This is a genomic window from Methylobacterium aquaticum, assembly GCF_001043915.1.
In the GTDB taxonomy this organism is placed as follows: Bacteria; Pseudomonadota; Alphaproteobacteria; order Rhizobiales; family Beijerinckiaceae; genus Methylobacterium; species Methylobacterium aquaticum.
Map to the genome: position 1 here is coordinate 15,652 of NZ_LABX01000081.1, position 18,383 is coordinate 34,034.

Here is an 18,383-nt window from a genome sequence, read left to right on the forward strand (position 1 = left end):
AGGCCGAGCCCCCGCCGACCTGGCGCCGACCCCCGGCCGGCACCGGCGGGCTCAGGCCGGGTTCGTCGCCCCAACCGGCCGACGCCGCTGACGCCAGGTGCGCCCCTCCGCGTAGGCCTTGGCGGCAGCCTTCCGGCGGCGCTCGCCTTCCGCCTCCAGGTCGGTCACGCCGCGCTGGCGCAGGTTCTCGGCGACGATCTGCGCCTTGAGCACTTCGCGGTCCGGCAACTCGACTTTGAGCCGCTCGGCCCACACCGCCTTCTGCCACGCCTCCAGGGCCGGCGCCTTCAGGGCGAGCATCTGGTCGAGCGTGGAGCGGCGCGTCATCGGGTTGCCGTCGCTGACTTCCGGCAGGTCGCCGGTGGCGTGGTCGAGGACCATCCCGACGACGGGCGCCGCCACGCCGAGATCGCGCTGGCAGACCGTCGCGAAGGCGCGTCGGACGTCCTGCGGCGACGCCTCGATCCCCGGCATCGCGGCGACGGCGTGCGTCAGAGTGTGCGGCGACAGGTGCGTGACCGGGTCGCCGATCCGCCGCGGCCGCGCCGCCGGGTACATCCACGGCGACCGCGGGACACCCCGCTCCTCCGCCTCCCGGCGCGAGAAGGCGAGGTAGGTCTCGATCCGCCTCCAGACATGCGGCGGCAGCGGCAGGGCGTGCGAACCGTGCCGCGGGTCGTCCTCGGTCGGAGCGCCTTGGGCGATCGTCCGGTGACCCTGCCACCAGATTCCCCAGCCCTCGCGCTCGGGCCACGGCTCGAATTCGGCGACGCGCGCTGTGACGACGGAGAGCCGGCGCTGCGCGGTGTAGATGAGAAGCTCGATGGCGCCGCCGACGGAGGTCGAGAGGGCGCCGTGCTGCGCGACGGCGAGCATGGAGGCGATCGCCGGCACGCGCGGGGACCGTCGCGTCGGCTTGTCGCCCGTCTCCGGCGCCTTCAGCCCCGCCAATGCGTTCGGGTCGGCGCCGGAGAGGTGCTTCCGACCGGCGTCGCCCATCCACGGCCAGAACCGCTTCGACACACGCACGACGTCCCGGGCGGTCGACCGCTTGCCCTGCTCGACCAGGGTCGCGACGACGGCGGCGACGTCCGCCACGGTGATGCGCGAGACGAGGCTCGCGTCCAGCGTCCGCATGGCGGGACCGCTCATGACGCCGAGATAGTTCCGGACCGTCGCATCCCGGAGAAGGCACGCCTCGACCTCGCGCCGCATCCAGGCGCCCCACGCCTGGCGCGCCTCGGCGAGGGTCCACGTGGCCGGGCCCCGGCCGCGGGGCATGGCGGCCGGGACATCGACCCCGCCCTTGGCGGCGAGCGCGGTGCGCTTGAGGGCGATCCAGTCATTGGCCGGGATTCCCTGCCCGGCCTCGACATGCGTCCGTAAGTCCCCGGCGACGGCGCGTGCCTGTGCCAGGGTCCACTCCCGAGCGTCGCCGAGGCGGATGCGAAGCGGCTTGTCGTCGTGGCGGAAGCGGATCGACCAGACCGCCGCCGTCGGCGTCAGGCGCAAGGTCAGCCCCTGGCAGCCGCCGTCGGCGATGTCCCGGGGCGCGGCGCGGGTCTCGCGCGCTTCCCGGATCAGCCTCTCGACGCCCCCGGAGGTGAGAGTTTCGGCTTTCCTGGGCATGGCGCGCTCCACTGGGGCGGAAGCTCTAGCGCGTAGCAAACCCGTAGCAAACCGGCGTCTTGCTGCCCGGGGTCCGCGGCGGTTGCGGAGGCCCGCCCAGAAGCGACTTCGCGCGCCTCGAAAGAGGCCGAAACCGGGCGTCCGCAGAGGGGAAATGTCAGCCGGTTGAGTCTCTTGTGGACGGCGGGCGAGGCGCCTGATACGACGGAGATCGGTCAGGCCCCGTAGCTCAGCTGGATAGAGCAGCCGCCTTCTAAGCGGCAGGTCGTAGGTTCGAGCCCTACCGGGGTCGCCACCAATCTCAATGAGTGAGCGGGGCGCGGCGCGCGGCTGACCCCTCATGACGACCTGCGCCACGCTCGGCATCCCCGATCACAGGCCGCCCCTCCCACCTTCTCGCCGACTTGGTCAGGCAGACAGCGCCCGCCTGACTGCCCGCGCCATTGCCCCGGTTGCTCGGGCGCTGCTTGAGGTTTTTGATCTTGCGCAGTGTCGGCGACGGACCGGTATCCACCTCGCCGGAACATGCTCGAGGTCTGGCGCTGCCGCTCCGTTAAGCCTTGTCCCACCAGCCCGTCTCGGCGTGGAGCCCGTGCTGGCCGCGATACGGCGCGACGCCAGGGCTGTGCCAGCCTTCCGTCAGCTCCGGCGCCAGCCGGTAGACCTCGACGGCGAGCGGCCGGCAGACATCGATCGGGTCGCGGGCGTCCGGCCCCCAGAGCGGCACCGAGAGGTCGCCGCCCGGGCAGGTCGAAAGGGCGCAGAGCAGATCGATTTCGGCGAAGAATTCCAGGTAGTCGCCGGCTTTCGCCGGGCAGTCGCGCATGAAGTACAGGTCGTCGTGGTTGAGGCCGGTGACCTGGAACACGTTGAGCACGTCGTGAACATCGAACTCGGTCAGGCCGAACGGCATCACCGCGCGGACCAGGTTCGAGTGGCAGTGGAAGTGGAAATCCTGCCCGGTCAGCAGCTTGTTGACGTAAGGGTCACAGCGGGTGCCGAGCAGGTCATGGACCCGGCCGCCATACTCGTCGGTGCCGTAATGGCCAAGCGTGTCGGCCGTGATGGTGACGAGCGGGCGCAGGAACGGCAGGGTCGACCACAGCCGATCGAAGGTCGTGACATGGGCGCCCTGGAGCTGGCGGGTGCGCGCCGCCCAGAGCCGCTCGCGCGGGTCGTGCCGGTTCCAGATGTTGAGGTCGCCAACCTGCGGCCCCTCCGGCGCCACGACGCGAAAAACGTGGCCCGCCGGCACGCTCCAGGCCCGCCCGAAGCGGATCGGGAGGGTGAACGCATCCACGAGGGTGCGCCCGCCGGTCTCGGCTGCTATCCGCTCGTAGAATGGCCGGTCGACCGACAGGGCCGAGCCCTCGCTGACCTGATAGGCGGCCGGGAAGTCCTTCATGCCGGGGGCTCCTGGTGAGGTGGCGGCGCCAGGAGTGGCAGAAGCGGAGGAGAGGGGCAAACCCAACCGAGACGGGCGCGGGCCCCTCCTCTCCCCGCGGGCGGGGAGAGGAGGATGGAGCCTCACTCCGCCGCCGTCGCGAGCGGGGCGTCCTGGCTGCGGAACCGCGCCAGCAAGACCGCCTCTTCGGCCCTCGCCGCCGCCAGGTTCGTCGCCTTCACCGGCCCGTAGCCGCGGATGCGCTGGGGCAGGCCGGCGAGGCCCACCGCCGCGGCGTGGTTGGCGGGCGTCAGGTCGCGGGCGATCTCGGCCAGGAGCGCCTCGAAGTCCTTGATCAGCCGCCGTTCCTCGCGCCGCTCCTGCGTGTAGCCGAACGGGTCGAAGGCGGTGCCGCGCAAGGCTTTCATCCGGGCCAGCACCCCGAACGCCGTCATCATCCACGGCCCGAAGGTCATCTTGCGCGGCCGGCCGGTGGCGGGGTCGCGGCGGGCCAGCAGCGGCGGCGCGAGGTGGAACTCGTAGCGAAGGGTCTCGCCCTCGAAGGTGCGCTGAACTTGCGCCTGGAAGCTGCCGTCGGTGTAGAGCCGGGCGACTTCGTACTCGTCCTTGTAGGCCATCAGCCGGAACAGCGAGTGGGCGGCGGCATCCGTCAGCGCCGATTGGCCGGGCACGACCGCCGCTTCGCGGGCCCGGAGGGCCGAAACGGCCCTCGCGTAAAGCTCGGCGTAAGCGGCATCCTGGTAGGCGGTGAGGAAGGCGACGCGCTGGGCGATCACTCCGTCGAGGTCCGGCGCCAGTTCCGCGCCCGGGGCCTCGATCGCCCGCATCGTCTCGGGCGCCGCGGCGGCCCGGCGCCCCCAGGCGAAGGCCGCGCGGTTCATCGCCACCGCCTCACGGTTCAGCTCGATCGCCGTCAGGAGCGCGTCCCGCGACAGCGGCACCCACCCGCGCTGCCAAGCATAGCCGAGCATGACCATGTTGGCGGCCAGCGCAGTGCCGAGCACCGAAACGGCGAGGCTGGTCGCATCGGTGAAATCCGCATGCTCGGCGCCGGCGGCCTCGCGGATCGCCCGCTTGATCCGCTCGGCCGGCAGAGAGAAGTCGGGCCGGCGGGTGAACTCGCCCGGCATCACCTCGGCGGTGTTGACGACGAGGTGGGTGCGGCCCTTCGTGATCGCCGACAGCACCTTGCGATGGCCGCTGACCACGAGATCGCAACCAAGCACGAGATCGGCGGCGCCGGCCCCGACCCGGATCGCGTGGATGTCCTCCTGGCGGTTCGCGAGGCGGACATGGCTGAACACCGCCCCACCCTTCTGGGCGAGGCCGGCCATGTCGATCATGCCGAGGCCCTTGCCCTCGAGATGCGCCGCCATGCCGAGGATCGCCCCGATCGTCACCACGCCGGTCCCGCCGACGCCGGTGACGATCAGGTTGTAGGTGCCGGCGATCGCCGGAATCGCGGGCTCCGGGAGCCCCGCATCCGGCGCCTCGTTGCTCACCGCCGCCGGCACACCGGCCGGTTTGCTCCGCGGCTTGGCGCCATGCACCGTCACGAAGGACGGGCAGAACCCCTTCACGCAGGAAAAGTCCTTGTTGCAGCCCGACTGGTCGATGCGGCGCTTGCGGCCGAACGCGGTCTCGACCGGCTGCACCGCGACGCAGTTCGACTGCACCGAGCAATCGCCGCAGCCCTCGCAGACCAGTTCGTTGATGATGACCCTCTTGTCCGGGTCGGGATAGGCGTTGCGCTTGCGCCGGCGGCGCTTCTCGGAGGCGCAGGTCTGGTCGTAGATCATCACCGAGACGCCCGGCACGGCGGCCAGCTCGCGCTGGACCGCGTCCAGCTCGTCGCGGTGGTGGATCGTCAGCCCGTGCGGCCAGGCGATTGTGGAGGCGTACTTGTCCGGCTCGTCGGTGACCAGCGCGATGCGCTCGACGCCCTCGGCCCGCACCTGCGCGGCGATGCGGTCGACGGTGAGCCCGCCCTCGTGCGGCTGGCCGCCGGTCATCGCCACCGCGTCGTTGAACAGGATCTTGTAGGTGAGGGTGGTGCCGGTATCGACGGCCCAGCGCAGCGCCAGCGACCCCGAATGGTTGTAGGTGCCGTCGCCGAGATTCTGGAAAACGTGGCCGCGCTTGGAGAAGCTGTTCTCGCCGATCCAGTTCGCGCCCTCGCCGCCCATCTGGGTGAAGCCGTCGGTGCTGCGATCCATCCACTGCGCCATGTAGTGGCAGCCGATGCCCGCATAGGCCCGCATGCCCTCCGGCACCTTGGTCGAGGAATTGTGCGGGCAGCCGGCGCAGAAATGCGGGATCCGGGCCGCGATATCGGCGGTGGCCGCCAGCCGCTCCTGCGCGCCTTTGAGCCGGGCGACGCGGCCCGCGAGGTCGTCGTTGCGATGGTAGCGCAGCAGGCGCTCGCCCAACGCCACCGCGATGTCGTTGGGATCGAGCGCGCCCTTGACCGGAAAGAGCCAGTTTCCCGCTTCATCCCGCTTGCCGATGCAGACCGGCTGATGGGCCGACCCGTACAGCTCCTCGCGCAGCTGCACCTCGATCAGCGATCGCTTCTCCTCCACCACCATCACGAGGTCGAGGCCGTCGGCGAAATCCGCGAGTTCGCGCCGCGACAGCGGCCACGGGCAGGCGACCTTGTAGAGGCGCAACCCCATGTCGTTGGCCTTGACCTCGTCGAGGCCGAGGTCGTCCATCGCCTGGCGCACGTCGAGATAGGATTTTCCGACCGTGATGATGCCGATCTTCGGCTGGCGCCCGCCCGAGAGCACGATGCGGTTGAGGCCGTTGGCCCGCACGAAGGCCAGCATCGCGTCGCGCTTGAAGTCCTGGAGGCGGGCCTCCTGCTCCAGGATGCCGTCCGGCGTGCGGATGTTGAGCCCGCCCGGCGGCATCAGGAAGTCGTCGGGCAAAACAATCTTCACCCGGTCGAGGCGCGCATCGACGCTCGCGGTCGATTCGATGTTCTCCTTCACGCACTTGAAGGCAACCCAGGTGCCGCAATAGCGGCTCATCGCATAGCCGTAGAGGCCGTAATCGAGGATCTCCTGCACGCCGGCCGGGTTCAGGATCGGGCTCATCACGTCGACGAAGTGGAACTCCGACTGGTGCGCGACGGTGGAGGATTCCGCCGTGTGGTCGTCACCCATCAGCGCCAGCACGCCGCCATGGCGCGAGGTGCCGGCCATGTTGGCGTGGCGGAACACGTCGCCCGAGCGGTCGACGCCCGGGCCCTTGCCGTACCAGAGGCCGAACACGCCGTCGTAGCGGCCCTCGCCCCGCATCTCGGCCTGCTGCGATCCCCACAGGGCGGTGGCGGCCAGTTCCTCGTTGAGGCCGGGCTTGAAGACGATGCCGGCCCGGTCGAGCACCGTCTTGGCCCGCACCAGGTTCTGGTCGAGCCCGCCAATCGGCGAGCCGCGGTAACCCGACACGAAGCCCGCGGTGTTGAGCCCCGCCGCCCGGTCGCGGGCCTGCTGCATCAGCAGCATCCGGATCACCGCCTGGGTGCCGGTGACGAAGACCTGATCGCGGGAGAGATCGTATTTGTCGTCGAGGCTGACCGGCCGAAGGGACGGGGTGGTCGCGGGCGTACCCATCGCGTGTTCCTCTCCTCCTCGCGCGGTGCGGGCCGGTTCGACCGACCTCTCGGGACCACGCCGATTACGTCAGGAAGGCTGACATTTGCCGGGCTGAGCGTCAACGCGGCTTGAACACCGCATCTTGCAGGCATTCATCTTGCAAGCATTCATCTTGGAGGCATTCCAGGCCGGCGAGCCTTGCCGGTCTTCCGCTTTCGCGGCATCACCGCCACCCCCGCGGGCATCAGGCCCGCCAGCCCCGGATGACCCCGCGATGATCCGCTCCGACATCCTCGCCGCGATCGGCGGCACGCCCTTGATCCGCCTCAAGCGCGCCTCGGAGGAGACCGGCTGCACCATCCTGGGCAAGGCCGAGTTCATGAATCCCGGCCAGTCGGTGAAGGACCGCGCCGCCCTCTCCATGGTCGAGGCGGCCGAGCGCGCCGGGACATTGCGGCCGGGCGGCACGATCGTGGAGGGCACGGCGGGCAATACCGGCATCGGCCTCGCGCTCGTCGGCGCGGCCCGCGGCTACCGCACGGTGATCGTGATTCCCGACACCCAGTCGGCCGAGAAGAAGCAGGCGCTGCGGCTCGCCGGGGCCGACCTCGTCGAGGTGCCGGCGGTGCCGTTTTCCAACCCCAACAACTACGTGAAGGTGGCGGGCCGCCTCGCGGCGCGCCTTGCCGCGACCGAGCCCGGCGGCGCCTTCTTCGCCGACCAGTTCGACAACCTCGCCAACCGCGAGGCCCATATCGCCACGACCGGCCCGGAGATCTGGGACGCGACGGGCGGCAAGATCGACGGCTTCATCTGCGCTGCCGGCACCGGCGGCACGCTCGCCGGCACCGCGGCGGCGCTCCGCGCCCGCAACCCCGGGGTGACGATCGGGCTCGCCGATCCGGACGGCTCGGCGCTGCATCCCTATTATGCCACCGGCGACCTCAAGGCGTCCGGCACCTCGATCACCGAGGGCATCGGCCAGGGCCGCATCACCGGCAACCTCGAGGATTTTCGGCCCGACATCTCCTTCGGCATCCCCGATACGGAAGCGCTGCCGCTGGTCTTCGGCCTGCTGGAGGAGGAGGGCCTGTGCCTCGGCGGCTCGTCGGGCATCAACGTGGCGGGAGCCATCCGGCTCGCCCGCCATCTCGGCCCGGGCCACACCATCGTGACGATCCTGTGCGATTACGGCACCCGCTATGCCTCGAAGCTGTTCGATCCCGGCTTCCTGCGTGCCCGCGGCCTGCCGGTGCCGCATTGGCTGGCGAACCCGCGGGTCATCGATCCGGGGCTGGTGGCGACGGGAGCGTGAGGGGAATCGGCTGAGAGGCGTTGCTCGGGCCATCGTGCGAGCGTCAACCGAGAGGAGCGGGACTGCGGGGCGCGCAAGACGAAGCGCGGGCTTCCCCTCTCCCCGCGGGCGGGGAGAGGGGAAAACCCACGCCTTTTCTCCACCGGACGGTTGATGGTGGATGCCAGATGCCCGCGCCGCGACAGTACCTGACGCAGGCCCGGCCTCACTCGACCCAGAACGGCTTTCCCGCCTCGCGCACCGCATCGGCCCGCGACAGGCCGACATCCTTGAGCAGCCCGTCGGAGCAGGCCAGCAGGGAGCGGCGCTCGCGGCGGCGGTCGGCCCACAATTCGAGCTGCTGGATGACCGACACGGCGGAGCGGCGGCGGGGCGGGCTGACACGGATGGCGGGAACGAGGCGCAGGTTTCCTCGGCCAGCGACGAGGGTCGTCATGGCTCTCTCCAGATCGGGCGGACGGTGTATTCGGTGAGGAGAGATTGCCTTTCGGAGGCCGACCGATCAAACCAGATCGACTCGTCCTTCCCCTCAGGAAATCTGGGTCACGCCCATGCGGAGCCCGCCATGGCCCTCGATCGGAACCCCCGCCGCCGCCTGCCGCCGCTCAACGCCGTGCGGGCCTTCGAGGCCGCCTCGCGCCACGCCACCTTCCACGAGGCCGGAGACGAGCTTGGGGTCAGCGCGGGAGCGGTGGCACAGCAGGTGAAGATCCTCGAAGGCTGGTTCGGCACGCCCCTGTTCCGCCGCCTGCCGAGCCGGGGCGTCGCCCTCACGCCGGCGGGGCAGCGCTTCGCGGCTGCGGCCGGCGAGGTCCTGGACCAGCTCGCCGAGGCGACCGCCCGGCTGCGCCGCCAGGGCCAGGACCACGTGCTGACGGTCAGCACCACCCATTCCTTCGCCAGCCTGTGGCTGATCCCGCGGATGGGCAGCTTCCGGGCGCAGAATCCCGACCTCGACGTGCGGGTGGTCGCCAACAACCGCCTGGTGGACTTCTCCCGCGACGACGCGGACCTGGCGATCCGGCACGGGCGCGGGCGCTATCCGGGCCTGCGCTCGGACCTGCTGATGCACGACGTCGTCTTCCCGGTGTGCAGCCCTCACCTGCGCGACGGCGAGCCGCCCCTGCGGTCACCCGAGGACCTCGCCCGCCACACGCTCCTCCACGACGACGACCCGATCGACATCGAGGCGGTGGACTGGCCGCAATGGCTCGCGGCGGCGGGGGTCACCGGGGTCGATGCCTCGCGCGGGCCCCGCTTCACCCACACCTTCATGGTGCTGCAATGTGCCACCGGCGGCGGCGGGGTCGGCCTCGCCACGCGGGTGCTGGGGGGCGACCTCGTCTCGGGCACCGGACTGGTGCGTCCCTTCCCCGACGAGGTGGCGAGCCCCTACAGCTTCTTCCTCGTCACCCCGACCGAGACCGACGCCCCGAAGGTGGCGCGCTTCCGGGACTGGATCACCGCGCAGGCGGCGGCGTCGGCCCGTTGAGCGACCGCCCGGCTGCGTCGCCATCCCCGCACCATGTGACGCCGCGCCCCTCGCCGAGCAGGATGCACGCACCGGGATCGGACGAACGACGCCACGGCAGCATTCCAAGGAGGGCGGCGGCGAGGCGCGAGAACCAGGACGGCATGACGGATGGCGGACTCCGCGAGGGCCGGGCGCTGTCGGCACACGCTCCGGTGGGGGTGGCACTGTGCCAGAGCGCGATCGCGGCTTCCATGACCGTGCGTTCCAATGTCTTGCCCCTGCATCCACAGGGTGCCGGGACCGCCGCGGTCACGGCGCGTTCCTACCCGCGAACCGCCGCATGGACGGCGAGAAAATCGACGAAGCAGCGGATGCGCGAGGACAGCCGCTCGGGCCCGGCATAGAGGGCGTGGATGTCCTCCGCGTCGCCCGGGCTGAACTCCTCCAGCACCGGCACGAGGCGGCCCGCTGCAAGATCCTCGTCGACGTGGAAGCGGGCGAGCCGGGCGAGCCCGGCGCCGCCGAGCGCCATCAGCCGCACCACCTCGCCGGAATTGCCGAAGAAACTGCCGTGGACCGGCCGCTGCACCACCGCCCCGTCGATCAGGAACGGCCAGGTGTCGAGGGAGCGGCGGAAGCTGAAATTGAGGCAGTTGTGGTCTGGCAGCGCATCCGGATGCGCGGGCGTGCCACACCGCTCCAGATAGGCCGGAGCCGCCACCACCGCGAGGCGGCTGCGGCCCAACAGCTTCGCCCGCAGGCGGGTGTCGCGCAAGGGGCCGATGCGGATCGCCACGTCGGCCCGCGCCTCGACGAGATCGACCACGTCGTCGGTGAGCGCGAGGTCGACCCGCATCCGCGGCTGCTGACCGAGGAAGCGCGGCAGCACCGGCAGGATCACCTTGGTGCCGAACGGCACCGAGGCGTTGACCCGCAAAAGCCCGCTCGGCTGGGCGGCGTCGCGGCCGAAGCCGTCCTCGATCGCGTCGAACTCGGCGATCAGTTCGGCCGCACGGGCAAGGTACTGGTCGCCCTCCGGCGTCAGGGTCATCGCCCGGGTGGTGCGCCGGATCAGGCCGACGCCGAGGCGCGCCTCCAGCCGCGCCACCGCCCGGCTCACCGCCGAGGGCGTGCAGCGCAGGGCCTTGGCGGCGGCCGCGAAGCTGCCCCGGCGGGCCACCTGCACGAAGGCTTCCATCTCGCCGAGGCGGTTGTCCATCGCGGGTCCATTGGTGCGTCCGATGCACGATCATCGTGCCGGCGCGCCTGCTGGTCATCAATCCCCGGCAACGTCATCTCGGAGCCTCCAGACCGACGGAGACCGACCATGGACCTCAAGATCGACGGCAAGATCGCCCTCGTCACCGGCGCCACTGCGGGCATCGGCCTCGCCATCGCCCGCCGCCTCGCCGCGGAGGGCGCCGCATTGGTGCTGCCCGGCCGCGCCCAGGCGAAGCTCGATGCGGCGGCGCACGCCATCGCCGCCGAGCCCGGCGCGCGGGCGCCCCGCACGGTGCTGGCCGATCCGGCCACCGCGGAGGGCGCGGCGGCTTTGGTCGCGGCGGTGCCGGCGGTCGACATCCTGATCAACAACCTCGGCATCTACGAAGCCAAGGCGTTCGAGGCGATCACCGATTCCGACTGGCACCGCCTGTTCGAGGTCAACGTCGTCTCGGGCGCGCGGCTGGCGCAAGCCTATTTCCCCGGCATGCTCGAGAAAAAGTCCGGGCGGATCGTGTTCGTGTCGAGCGAATCCGGCCTCGTGCCGCCGCCCGACATGCTGCACTATGCGGTGTCGAAGACCGCCCAGCTCACCCTCACCCGCGGCCTCGCGCAGCGCACCCGCGGCACCGGCGTGACGGTGAATGCGGTGATGCCCGGCCCGACCCGCTCGGAGGGCATCGTCGACTTCCTGAAGAGCGTCGCCTCGGACCCGGACGCGCCGGTGCCTGAGCTGGAGGCGGAGTTCTTCCGGGTCCACCGTCCGCTCTCGCTGCTCGCCCGGATGATCGAGCCCGAGGAGATCGCGGGTCTCGTGGCCTATCTGGCGAGCCCGCTCGCGGCGGCGACCAACGGGGCGAGCCTGCGGGTCGAGGGCGGGATCGTGCCGACCATCGCCTGATGGCGAGACCGGCCCGCGAGCGCGAGGCGAGACGGCCCACGATGGAGTCGGAGACCGCCGAACCACCCGCAGGCTCGGCCGTTGAGGGACATTCGCCCGTCGCAGAAGGCCTCGCCCGGTTGCTCCGCGTCCTCACCTACAACGTGCGCCGCTGCCTCGGCGCCGACGGCCGGCTCGCCCCGGAGCGCGTCGCCGCGGTGATCGCCGCTTGCCGGGCGGACGTGGTGGCGTTGCAGGAACTCGATGTCGGCCGCGCCCGCAGCGGCGGGATCGACCAGGCGGACGTGATCGCCGGCCATCTCGGCATGCGCGCCCACTTCCATCCGGCGATGCGGGTCAGGGAGGAACTCTACGGCGACGCGATCCTGACCGCCCTCCCCTCCCGGCTGGTGCGGGCGGAGGCCCTGCCGGGCCGGGACGGCTGCGAGCCGCGCGGCGCGCTCTGGGTCGCCATCGCCGCCGGCGACACCGAGATTCAGATCGTCACGACGCATCTCGGCCTCGACCGGCGCGAGCGGCGGGCCCAGGCCGAGGCTTTGCTCGGGCCCGCCTTCCTCGGCGATCCGGATTGCCGCGACCCGGTGGTGCTGCTGGGCGACTTCAACGCCCTGCCGGGATCGCGCGTCCATCGCCGCCTCGCCGCCCGGCTGCCGGATGCGCAACGGACACGTAGCTGGACGCGGCCGACCTTCCCGGCCCGGCTGCCGCTTCTGCGCATCGACCACGTCTTCGTCAGCCGCAGCATCGCGGTGCGCGAGGTCCGCACCCTCGGCGGCGGGCTCGCCCGGATCGCCTCCGACCACCTGCCGCTCGTCGCCGACCTCGATCTCGCGCCGGCCCTCGGCCCCCGCATCTCCGTGCCCCGAGAGGAACCGGCGTGACGCAGGCTCAAGCGACCCCCGAGGCAAAACAAGCGACCACCGCCCGCCGCCGGTTCTGGACCATCCTCCTCACAATCCTCAGCGTCGCCCTCGGCGGCTACCTCCTCTACCGGACGCTCGCCGGCTACAGCCTCGCGCAGCTCGTGGAGTCGGTGCGGGCGCTCCCGGCCGGCCGGCTCGCGGCCGCGGGGGGATTTGCCGCCGCGAGCTATCTCTGCCTCACCGGGATCGACTGGCTGGCTTTGCGCGCCGCCGGCAAGCCCCTGCCCTATCGGCGGGTGGCGCTCGCGGCCTTCATCAGCCTGTCGCTCGGCCACAGCATCGGGTTTGCGGGCTTGAGCAGCGGGGCGATCCGCTACCGCTTCTACACCCGCTGGGGCCTCGGAACCGCCGACGTCGCCAAGGCAGTACTGTTCTGCGGCGTCACCGTGGCGGTCGGCCTGATGGCGCTCGGCGCCGTCGCGGTGCTGGTCCATCCCGGCCTTGCCCGCGAGGTGACGGGCTTGAGCCAGGGCGCCGTGCTGGCGGCGGGCCTCGCCTGCGCGGGGGGCGTCGCGACCTATCTCGGCCTTGCCGCCTGGTGGCGCAAGCCGGAGACCTTTCGGCGCTGGTCGATCGAGATGCCGCCGCTCCCGCTCGCGGCGGCGCAGGTGGGGTTGGGCGCGGTCAACTTCGCCCTGGTCTCGGCCTGCCTGCACCAGGTTCTGGCGGCGGTCGCCGATGTCGGCTTCCTCGCCGTCGCCTCGGTCTTCGTCATCGCCAACGCGGCGGTGCTCGTCACCCACGTGCCCGGCGGCGTCGGGGTGATCGAGAGCGTGGTCGTCCACCTTCTGCCGAAGACCGACGTCATCGGTCCGCTGATCGCCTTCCGGTGCCTGTACTTCCTCGGGCCCCTGGCGCTCGGCCTCGTCGCCTTCGCGGCGACCGAGGCTTGGTTCCGATGGCGGGATGCGGGTGGGGCGGCTACGCCGTCCCGAACGGCCGCTCCGGGTCCAGCAGCTCGGAGCTGACCAGCGGATCGAACAGGCCCTCCTCCTCGGGCACCTCGCAGACCCGTAACGAGCGCAGGCCCCCCATGTGGCGGCGGATCGCCGCGATGAGGCCGCCTTCCGCGATCGCCGCCTCCATCACCTCCGGCGCCACCCCCAGATGCTCGGCCACCAGGCGGGCGCGCAAAGACCGGAGCGCGGCGCGCTCCTCCGGGTTGCGGGCCTCGACCGCAAGGTCGCATTCGGTGTCGAGGGCGACGGAGCGGTTGTTGAGGTTCGAGGATCCGATGCGCAGGACCCGATCGTCGATGAGGACGAGCTTGGCGTGGACCTCGATCTCGCACTCTCCCTCGGGACCCGGAACCACCGGATAGGCCACGAAGAGGCGCCCGTAGCGGTCGATCTCCCGCAACCGGCGCAGCACCCGGTCGCGCGGCGTCCCCATGGCGACGCGCTCGGTGAAGTTGTGCGAGCGCCGCGTCAGCACCACGACGATCTCCGGCCCCGCCTCCGCCGCGAGATGGGCCGCGAGCGCATCGGCGACGAAATTGGCCGTGAGGTACTGCGCTTCGAGGTAGATCGTGTCCTGCGCCGCCGCCAGGGACGCGGCGGTGAGCGCCGCCGCCTCCTCGATCGAGGGTTCGTCGCCCTGGAGCGGCATCGTGCGGGCGATGGCGACGGGCGCATCGGTGACGAGCGCGCGCAAGCCCTGCGGCCAGACCGGAGCGGCCCCGGTCACGGGGGCCAGCCCCTCGCCGGTGGCGGCGCGCCAGCGCTCGCGGGCGAGATCGCCGAGCCGCGCGGCGGCCTCGCCGTCCACCGCCATCTGGAGATCGTGCACCGGCGGGTAGAGCGCGCCGTCGGGATTGGTGCGCAAGGGATCGCCCGCCATGTGGGCGGTGGTGTCCCAGCGCCCGACCGTGAGGTCGATGCCGCCGCAGAAGGCGATCCGGTCGTCGATGCAGACGAGCTTCTGGTGGTGGGCGGCGTAGACCGGGTGGTGGGTATCGAGGCGCAGCTCGATGCGCGGATGCGCCTCCCACTCGGCCCCGAACAGCAGCGGCAGCGCCGCGCCCGGCCCGTGCACCGTGGCGACGCTCCAGACCAGCACCCGGATCTCGAGCCCGGGCCGCCGGGCCGCGAGGTCGCGCAGCAGCGGTCCCAGGGGCGGCGAGTCCTCGGGGCTGGCGTCGTGGCGCAGGCGGATGCGCCCGTCGAAATCCCAGCCGACGATCAGGATCGCGCGGTGCGCCTGGCGCAATGCCTCCTCCAGCCGGGCGAAATACTCGGCGGAATCGATCATCACCGCGACCCGCCCGGCCCGCGCCACGCACCAGCAGGTGCGGCCGGGCTGGAACAGGCTGTCGGTCTCGTCACGCGCGGGGTCGATGGTCATGGGCGCTCGTGGACTCCTGCATTCCCTCGGTGCCGGAACGGCAGGCGCGGCCGTCCGTTCCGGGACGACGAGACATGCACAGGCGATTCGGCCGGACCGCGGCGGTCACGGTTTCCAGCGCCGCACCGGCTTCCTACCTTGCCCAAGGAGGCCGGACTGAGCAGGCCGGAGGTGGATCCGTTTCGATGCGCAGGAAGCCGTCCTTCACCGAACGCGACATCCTGCGCAATTGCGGACACGCCTCCTTTCACGACGGCGCGCGCGACCTGGTGCACGGTCAGGTGGTCGACGTCGAGGCCGACGGGGACGATTACATCGAGGGCGATGTCGAGAGCAGCACCGGGCGGACCGTGTACAGCACCTCGATCGTCTTGAGCCGGGATTCCGACGGCGTCTCCATCAGCGGGCATTGCAACTGCCGCGAGCGCTACAATTGCCGGCACGTGGCGGCGGTGCTGCTCGCGGCGCTGAACGGCACCGCCTCGCGGCCTCCGCAGCCCTTGCCGCCGACCCCCGAGGAACGGGCCGCCCGCCTGCTCCGGCTCCAGGATTCCGCGGCCTCCGACACCCTGCCGGTCGAGCTGTCGAACTGGGTGGCGCGCCTCGACCACGCCCGCAAGACCGGCGGCGAGGAGTTTCCGCCGGAGATCGACCGGCGCCTGATCTACGTCCTCCTGGCGCTGCCCGGCCGCGGCGGCACCGCGCCCCGGCTCGCCGTCGCGCCGATGCAGGCAAGGATCCTGAAGAGCGGGGCGATCTCCGCCAAGGCCCGCCCGGTCGAGTTCCGCAACATTGCCTATTCCGCAAGCCAGCCCGCCTATCTGCGCCCGTCGGATCATCGCATCCTCAAGGCCCTCACCGAGCGGATGCGCGAGACCCACGGCGACGGCCCGCCGGCCTATTCCCTCGTCGACCAGGGCAGCGCCGAGATCCTGGACCAGGTGCTGGCGACCGGCCGGGCCCGGTTCGAGACCGTTCTGGGGCCGGCGCTCACGGCGGGCCTGCCCCGGCCCGGCCACCTCGCCTGGGTCGAGGGCGAGGAGACCCTGGCGCCCCATCCCCACCTCGACGGCGAGGACGAGACGGTCCTGGCGCTGGCCGCCCACCCGCCGGCCTATCTCGATCCGCAAGCCGGGCTCGTCGGGCCGATCGATCTCGGCATGCCGCCGCACCTCGCCGCCGCGCTGCTGGCGGGCCCGGCGGTGCCGGCGGTCTCGGTGCCCGCCCTCAACGCCGCCCTGGCGCGGCAGATCCCCGGCCTCACCTTGCGCCTGCCGGAGCCGCCGCGGGAGACGGTGATCGACCGGGCGCCGGTGCCGGTGCTGCGCCTGACCCAGATCGAGGTGCCGGGGGCCTATCCCCCCTTCGGCCAGCAGGCCCCGCCGGCGCCGGTGCGCCTCGCCGCGCTCGCCTTCCGCTACGGCCCGGTGACGGTGCCGTTCGGAGACCTGCGGGCAAGACCGACGCGGCTCTCCGACGGCCGGCTCTACGTGGTGGAGCGCGACGTTCCGGCCGAGCAGCGGGCGGTGGCGCGGCTCCTCGCCTGCGGCCTGTCGCCGGCGCAGGAACGCCGCCCGGGCCTGCCCCAGATCCATGCCCGGGACTTCGTGCCCGACGGCGGCGAGGAGGCTTGGACGGCGATCCAGGGCGAGGCCCTGCCGGCCCTGAAGGCCGAGGGCTTCCAGATCGTGACCGATCGGAGCTTCCGCGGCCGGGTGCTGCACCCGGATGCCGCGGTCGAGTTCGAGATCCACGAGAGTTCCGGCATCGACTGGCTCGAACTCGATCTCGGGATCGAGATCGAGGGCGAGCGCATCCCCCTCGCCGAGCCGATCGCCGCGCTCCTGGCGAGGCCCGACTTCGCGATCGAGTCGATCGACGAGACCTCGCCCGAGCCGGTGATGCTGCCCCTCGGCGACGGCCGGCTGCTGGCGCTCCCCGGCGCCCGCCTGAAGCCGATCCTGCTCGCCCTGCGCGAGCTGAGCCTCGGCGGCGGCTCCGGCGAAGGCGGACGCCTGCGGCTCGGCCTCGTCGACGCCGCCACCCTGGCGGCCCTGGAGCGGATGAGCGAGGCGGCGATGATCGCCTGGCGCGGCGGCGAGGCTTTGCGCGCCATGGGCCGGATGCTGCTCGCCGAGGGCGGCATCCCGCAGGTCGCCCCGCCCGAGTCGTTCCGGGCGAGCTTGCGGCCCTACCAGGCGCAAGGGCTGTCCTGGCTCGCCTTCCTGCGCGATGCCGGCCTCGGCGGAATCCTCGCCGACGACATGGGGCTCGGCAAGACCGTGCAGGCCCTGGCGCTGATCGCCCGCGAGAAGGCGGAAGGCCGCCTCGACCGGCCGGCCCTGGTGATCGCCCCGACGAGCCTGATGGGGAACTGGCGCCGGGAGGCGGAGCGCTTCGCCCCCGACCTCTCCGTGCTGGTGCTGCACGGCCAGGGCCGCCGCGAGCATTTCGACGCGATCGACGGCCACGACCTCGTGCTGACCACCTATCCGCTCGTCGTCCGCGACCAGGCGGTGCTCTCGGGCCAGGACTGGCACGTCCTGATCCTCGACGAGGCGCAGACGATCAAGAACCCGGACGCGGCGACGACCCAGCTCATCCACGGCCTCTCGGCCCGCCACCGGTTCTGCCTCTCGGGCACGCCGCTGGAGAACAACCTGGCCGAGCTGTGGTCGCTGTTCTCCTTCGCCTGCCCGGGACTGCTCGGCGAGCGCAAAGCCTTCGCACGGACCTGGCGCACGCCGATCGAGAAGCACGGCGATGCCGAGCGCAGCCGGCTGCTCGCCCGCCGGATCAAGCCGTTCCTGCTGCGGCGGACCAAGGAGGAGGTGGCGCGCGACCTGCCGCCGAAGACCGAGATCACCGAGGAGGTCGAGATGGGCGAGGCCCAGCGCGCCCTCTACGAGTCGATCCGGCTCGCCATGCATGCCCGGGTGCAGGAGGCGATCGCCGCCAAGGGCTGGGAGCGCAGCCGGATCGTCATCCTCGACGCCCTGCTCAAGCTGCGCCAAGCCTGCTGCGACCCGCGCCTCCTGAAGCTCGACAGGGCAAAAGGCGCCGGCTCGGCCAAGCTGGAGCGGCTGGAGGAGTTGCTCGACGCGCTGCTGGCCGAGGGACGCCGGGTGCTGGTCTTCTCCCAGTTCACCTCCATGCTCGACCTCATCAAGCCGCGGCTGACCCAGGCCGGCATCGCCTTTACGGAGCTGACCGGCCGCACCCGCGACCGGGAGGGGGCGGTGCGGCGCTTCGAGAGCGGCGAGGTTCGGGTCTTCCTGATCAGCCTCAAGGCCGGCGGCACCGGGCTCAACCTCGTCGCCGCCGACACGGTGATCCTCTACGATCCCTGGTGGAACCCGGCGGTGGAGGCCCAGGCCGTCGACCGCGCCCATCGCATCGGCCAGGACAAGCCGGTCTTCGTCCACAAGCTCGTCGCGGCGCGCAGCATCGAGGAGAAGATGGAGGACCTGAAGGCGCGCAAGAGCGCGCTCGCCGAATCCCTCTTCGACCACGAGGGCGCGCCGACCAGCGCGCTCACCCAAGCCGACCTGGACGTGCTTCTGGAAGGATGAC

At 71.7% G+C, this 18,383-nt stretch carries 12 protein-coding genes and 1 tRNA gene; 7 read left to right on the top strand and 6 right to left on the bottom strand.

The annotated features are described in order from the left end of the window. Nucleotides 1-51: 51 nt before the first annotated feature. Nucleotides 52-1,629: an Arm DNA-binding domain-containing protein gene (locus VP06_RS11140; RefSeq protein ID WP_048463833.1), complete on the bottom strand. Its 1,578-nt coding sequence runs from the start codon at nucleotides 1,627-1,629 to the stop codon at nucleotides 52-54. 218 nt (nucleotides 1,630-1,847) lie between these two features. Between VP06_RS11140 and VP06_RS11145 the strand changes: the two genes are divergently transcribed. Continuing rightward, nucleotides 1,848-1,924 (top strand) — tRNA-Arg (locus tag VP06_RS11145). A 258-nt stretch (nucleotides 1,925-2,182) separates the two neighbouring features. On the opposite strand, the gene VP06_RS11150 is transcribed toward VP06_RS11145, so the two are convergent. Then, a complete protein-coding gene (locus tag VP06_RS11150; RefSeq protein ID WP_048463834.1) occupies nucleotides 2,183-3,034 on the bottom strand; it encodes an urea carboxylase-associated family protein in 852 nt (283 codons plus the stop codon). A gap of 122 nt (nucleotides 3,035-3,156) precedes the next feature. Beyond that, nucleotides 3,157-6,651 carry an indolepyruvate ferredoxin oxidoreductase family protein gene (locus tag VP06_RS11155; protein WP_048463835.1) on the bottom strand — a complete coding sequence of 1,165 codons (3,495 nt, stop codon included), beginning with the start codon at nucleotides 6,649-6,651 and terminating at the stop codon, nucleotides 3,157-3,159. Nucleotides 6,652-6,907: 256 nt separating this feature from the next. Here VP06_RS11155 and VP06_RS11160 point away from each other — a divergent pair, with 256 nt between their 5' ends. After that, a complete protein-coding gene (locus VP06_RS11160) occupies nucleotides 6,908-7,948 on the top strand; it encodes a cysteine synthase A (protein ID WP_048463836.1) in 1,041 nt (346 codons plus the stop codon). A 205-nt stretch (nucleotides 7,949-8,153) separates the two neighbouring features. On the opposite strand, the gene VP06_RS11165 is transcribed toward VP06_RS11160, so the two are convergent. Continuing rightward, on the bottom strand, nucleotides 8,154-8,384 hold the full coding sequence (locus VP06_RS11165; protein WP_048463837.1) for a DUF1127 domain-containing protein: 231 nt from the start codon (nucleotides 8,382-8,384) through the stop codon (nucleotides 8,154-8,156). 129 nt (nucleotides 8,385-8,513) lie between these two features. Here VP06_RS11165 and gcvA point away from each other — a divergent pair, with 129 nt between their 5' ends. Next, nucleotides 8,514-9,440 (top strand): transcriptional regulator GcvA, encoded by a 927-nt coding sequence (gene gcvA / locus VP06_RS11170; RefSeq protein ID WP_048463838.1) that lies wholly within the window; start codon nucleotides 8,514-8,516, stop codon nucleotides 9,438-9,440. A gap of 304 nt (nucleotides 9,441-9,744) precedes the next feature. On the opposite strand, the gene VP06_RS11175 is transcribed toward gcvA, so the two are convergent. After that, nucleotides 9,745-10,641 (bottom strand): LysR family transcriptional regulator, encoded by an 897-nt coding sequence (locus tag VP06_RS11175; protein ID WP_048463839.1) that lies wholly within the window; start codon nucleotides 10,639-10,641, stop codon nucleotides 9,745-9,747. A gap of 108 nt (nucleotides 10,642-10,749) precedes the next feature. Here VP06_RS11175 and VP06_RS11180 point away from each other — a divergent pair, with 108 nt between their 5' ends. The 3 genes from VP06_RS11180 (at nucleotide 10,750) to VP06_RS11190 (ending at nucleotide 13,435) form a co-directional block, all read left to right on the top strand. Further along, nucleotides 10,750-11,544, top strand: coding sequence for an SDR family NAD(P)-dependent oxidoreductase (locus VP06_RS11180; protein WP_048463840.1), 795 nt, complete (start codon nucleotides 10,750-10,752; stop codon nucleotides 11,542-11,544). Between the two features lie 119 nt (nucleotides 11,545-11,663). Continuing rightward, complete coding sequence (locus tag VP06_RS11185; protein ID WP_048463903.1) at nucleotides 11,664-12,425, top strand: endonuclease/exonuclease/phosphatase family protein; 762 nt, start codon at nucleotides 11,664-11,666, stop codon at nucleotides 12,423-12,425. Next, on the top strand, nucleotides 12,422-13,435 hold the full coding sequence (locus VP06_RS11190; protein ID WP_048463841.1) for a lysylphosphatidylglycerol synthase transmembrane domain-containing protein: 1,014 nt from the start codon (nucleotides 12,422-12,424) through the stop codon (nucleotides 13,433-13,435). Before VP06_RS11185 ends, VP06_RS11190 begins: the two co-directional genes overlap by 4 nt. Here the strand turns inward: VP06_RS11190 and VP06_RS11195 are convergent. Then, nucleotides 13,389-14,810, bottom strand: coding sequence for a phospholipase D-like domain-containing protein (locus tag VP06_RS11195; protein WP_048463842.1), 1,422 nt, complete (start codon nucleotides 14,808-14,810; stop codon nucleotides 13,389-13,391). The genes VP06_RS11190 and VP06_RS11195 overlap by 47 nt on opposite strands. Nucleotides 14,811-14,995: 185 nt before the next feature. Here VP06_RS11195 and VP06_RS11200 point away from each other — a divergent pair, with 185 nt between their 5' ends. Further along, nucleotides 14,996-18,382, top strand: coding sequence for a DEAD/DEAH box helicase (locus tag VP06_RS11200; RefSeq protein ID WP_048463843.1), 3,387 nt, complete (start codon nucleotides 14,996-14,998; stop codon nucleotides 18,380-18,382). Nucleotide 18,383 lies beyond the last annotated feature (1 nt).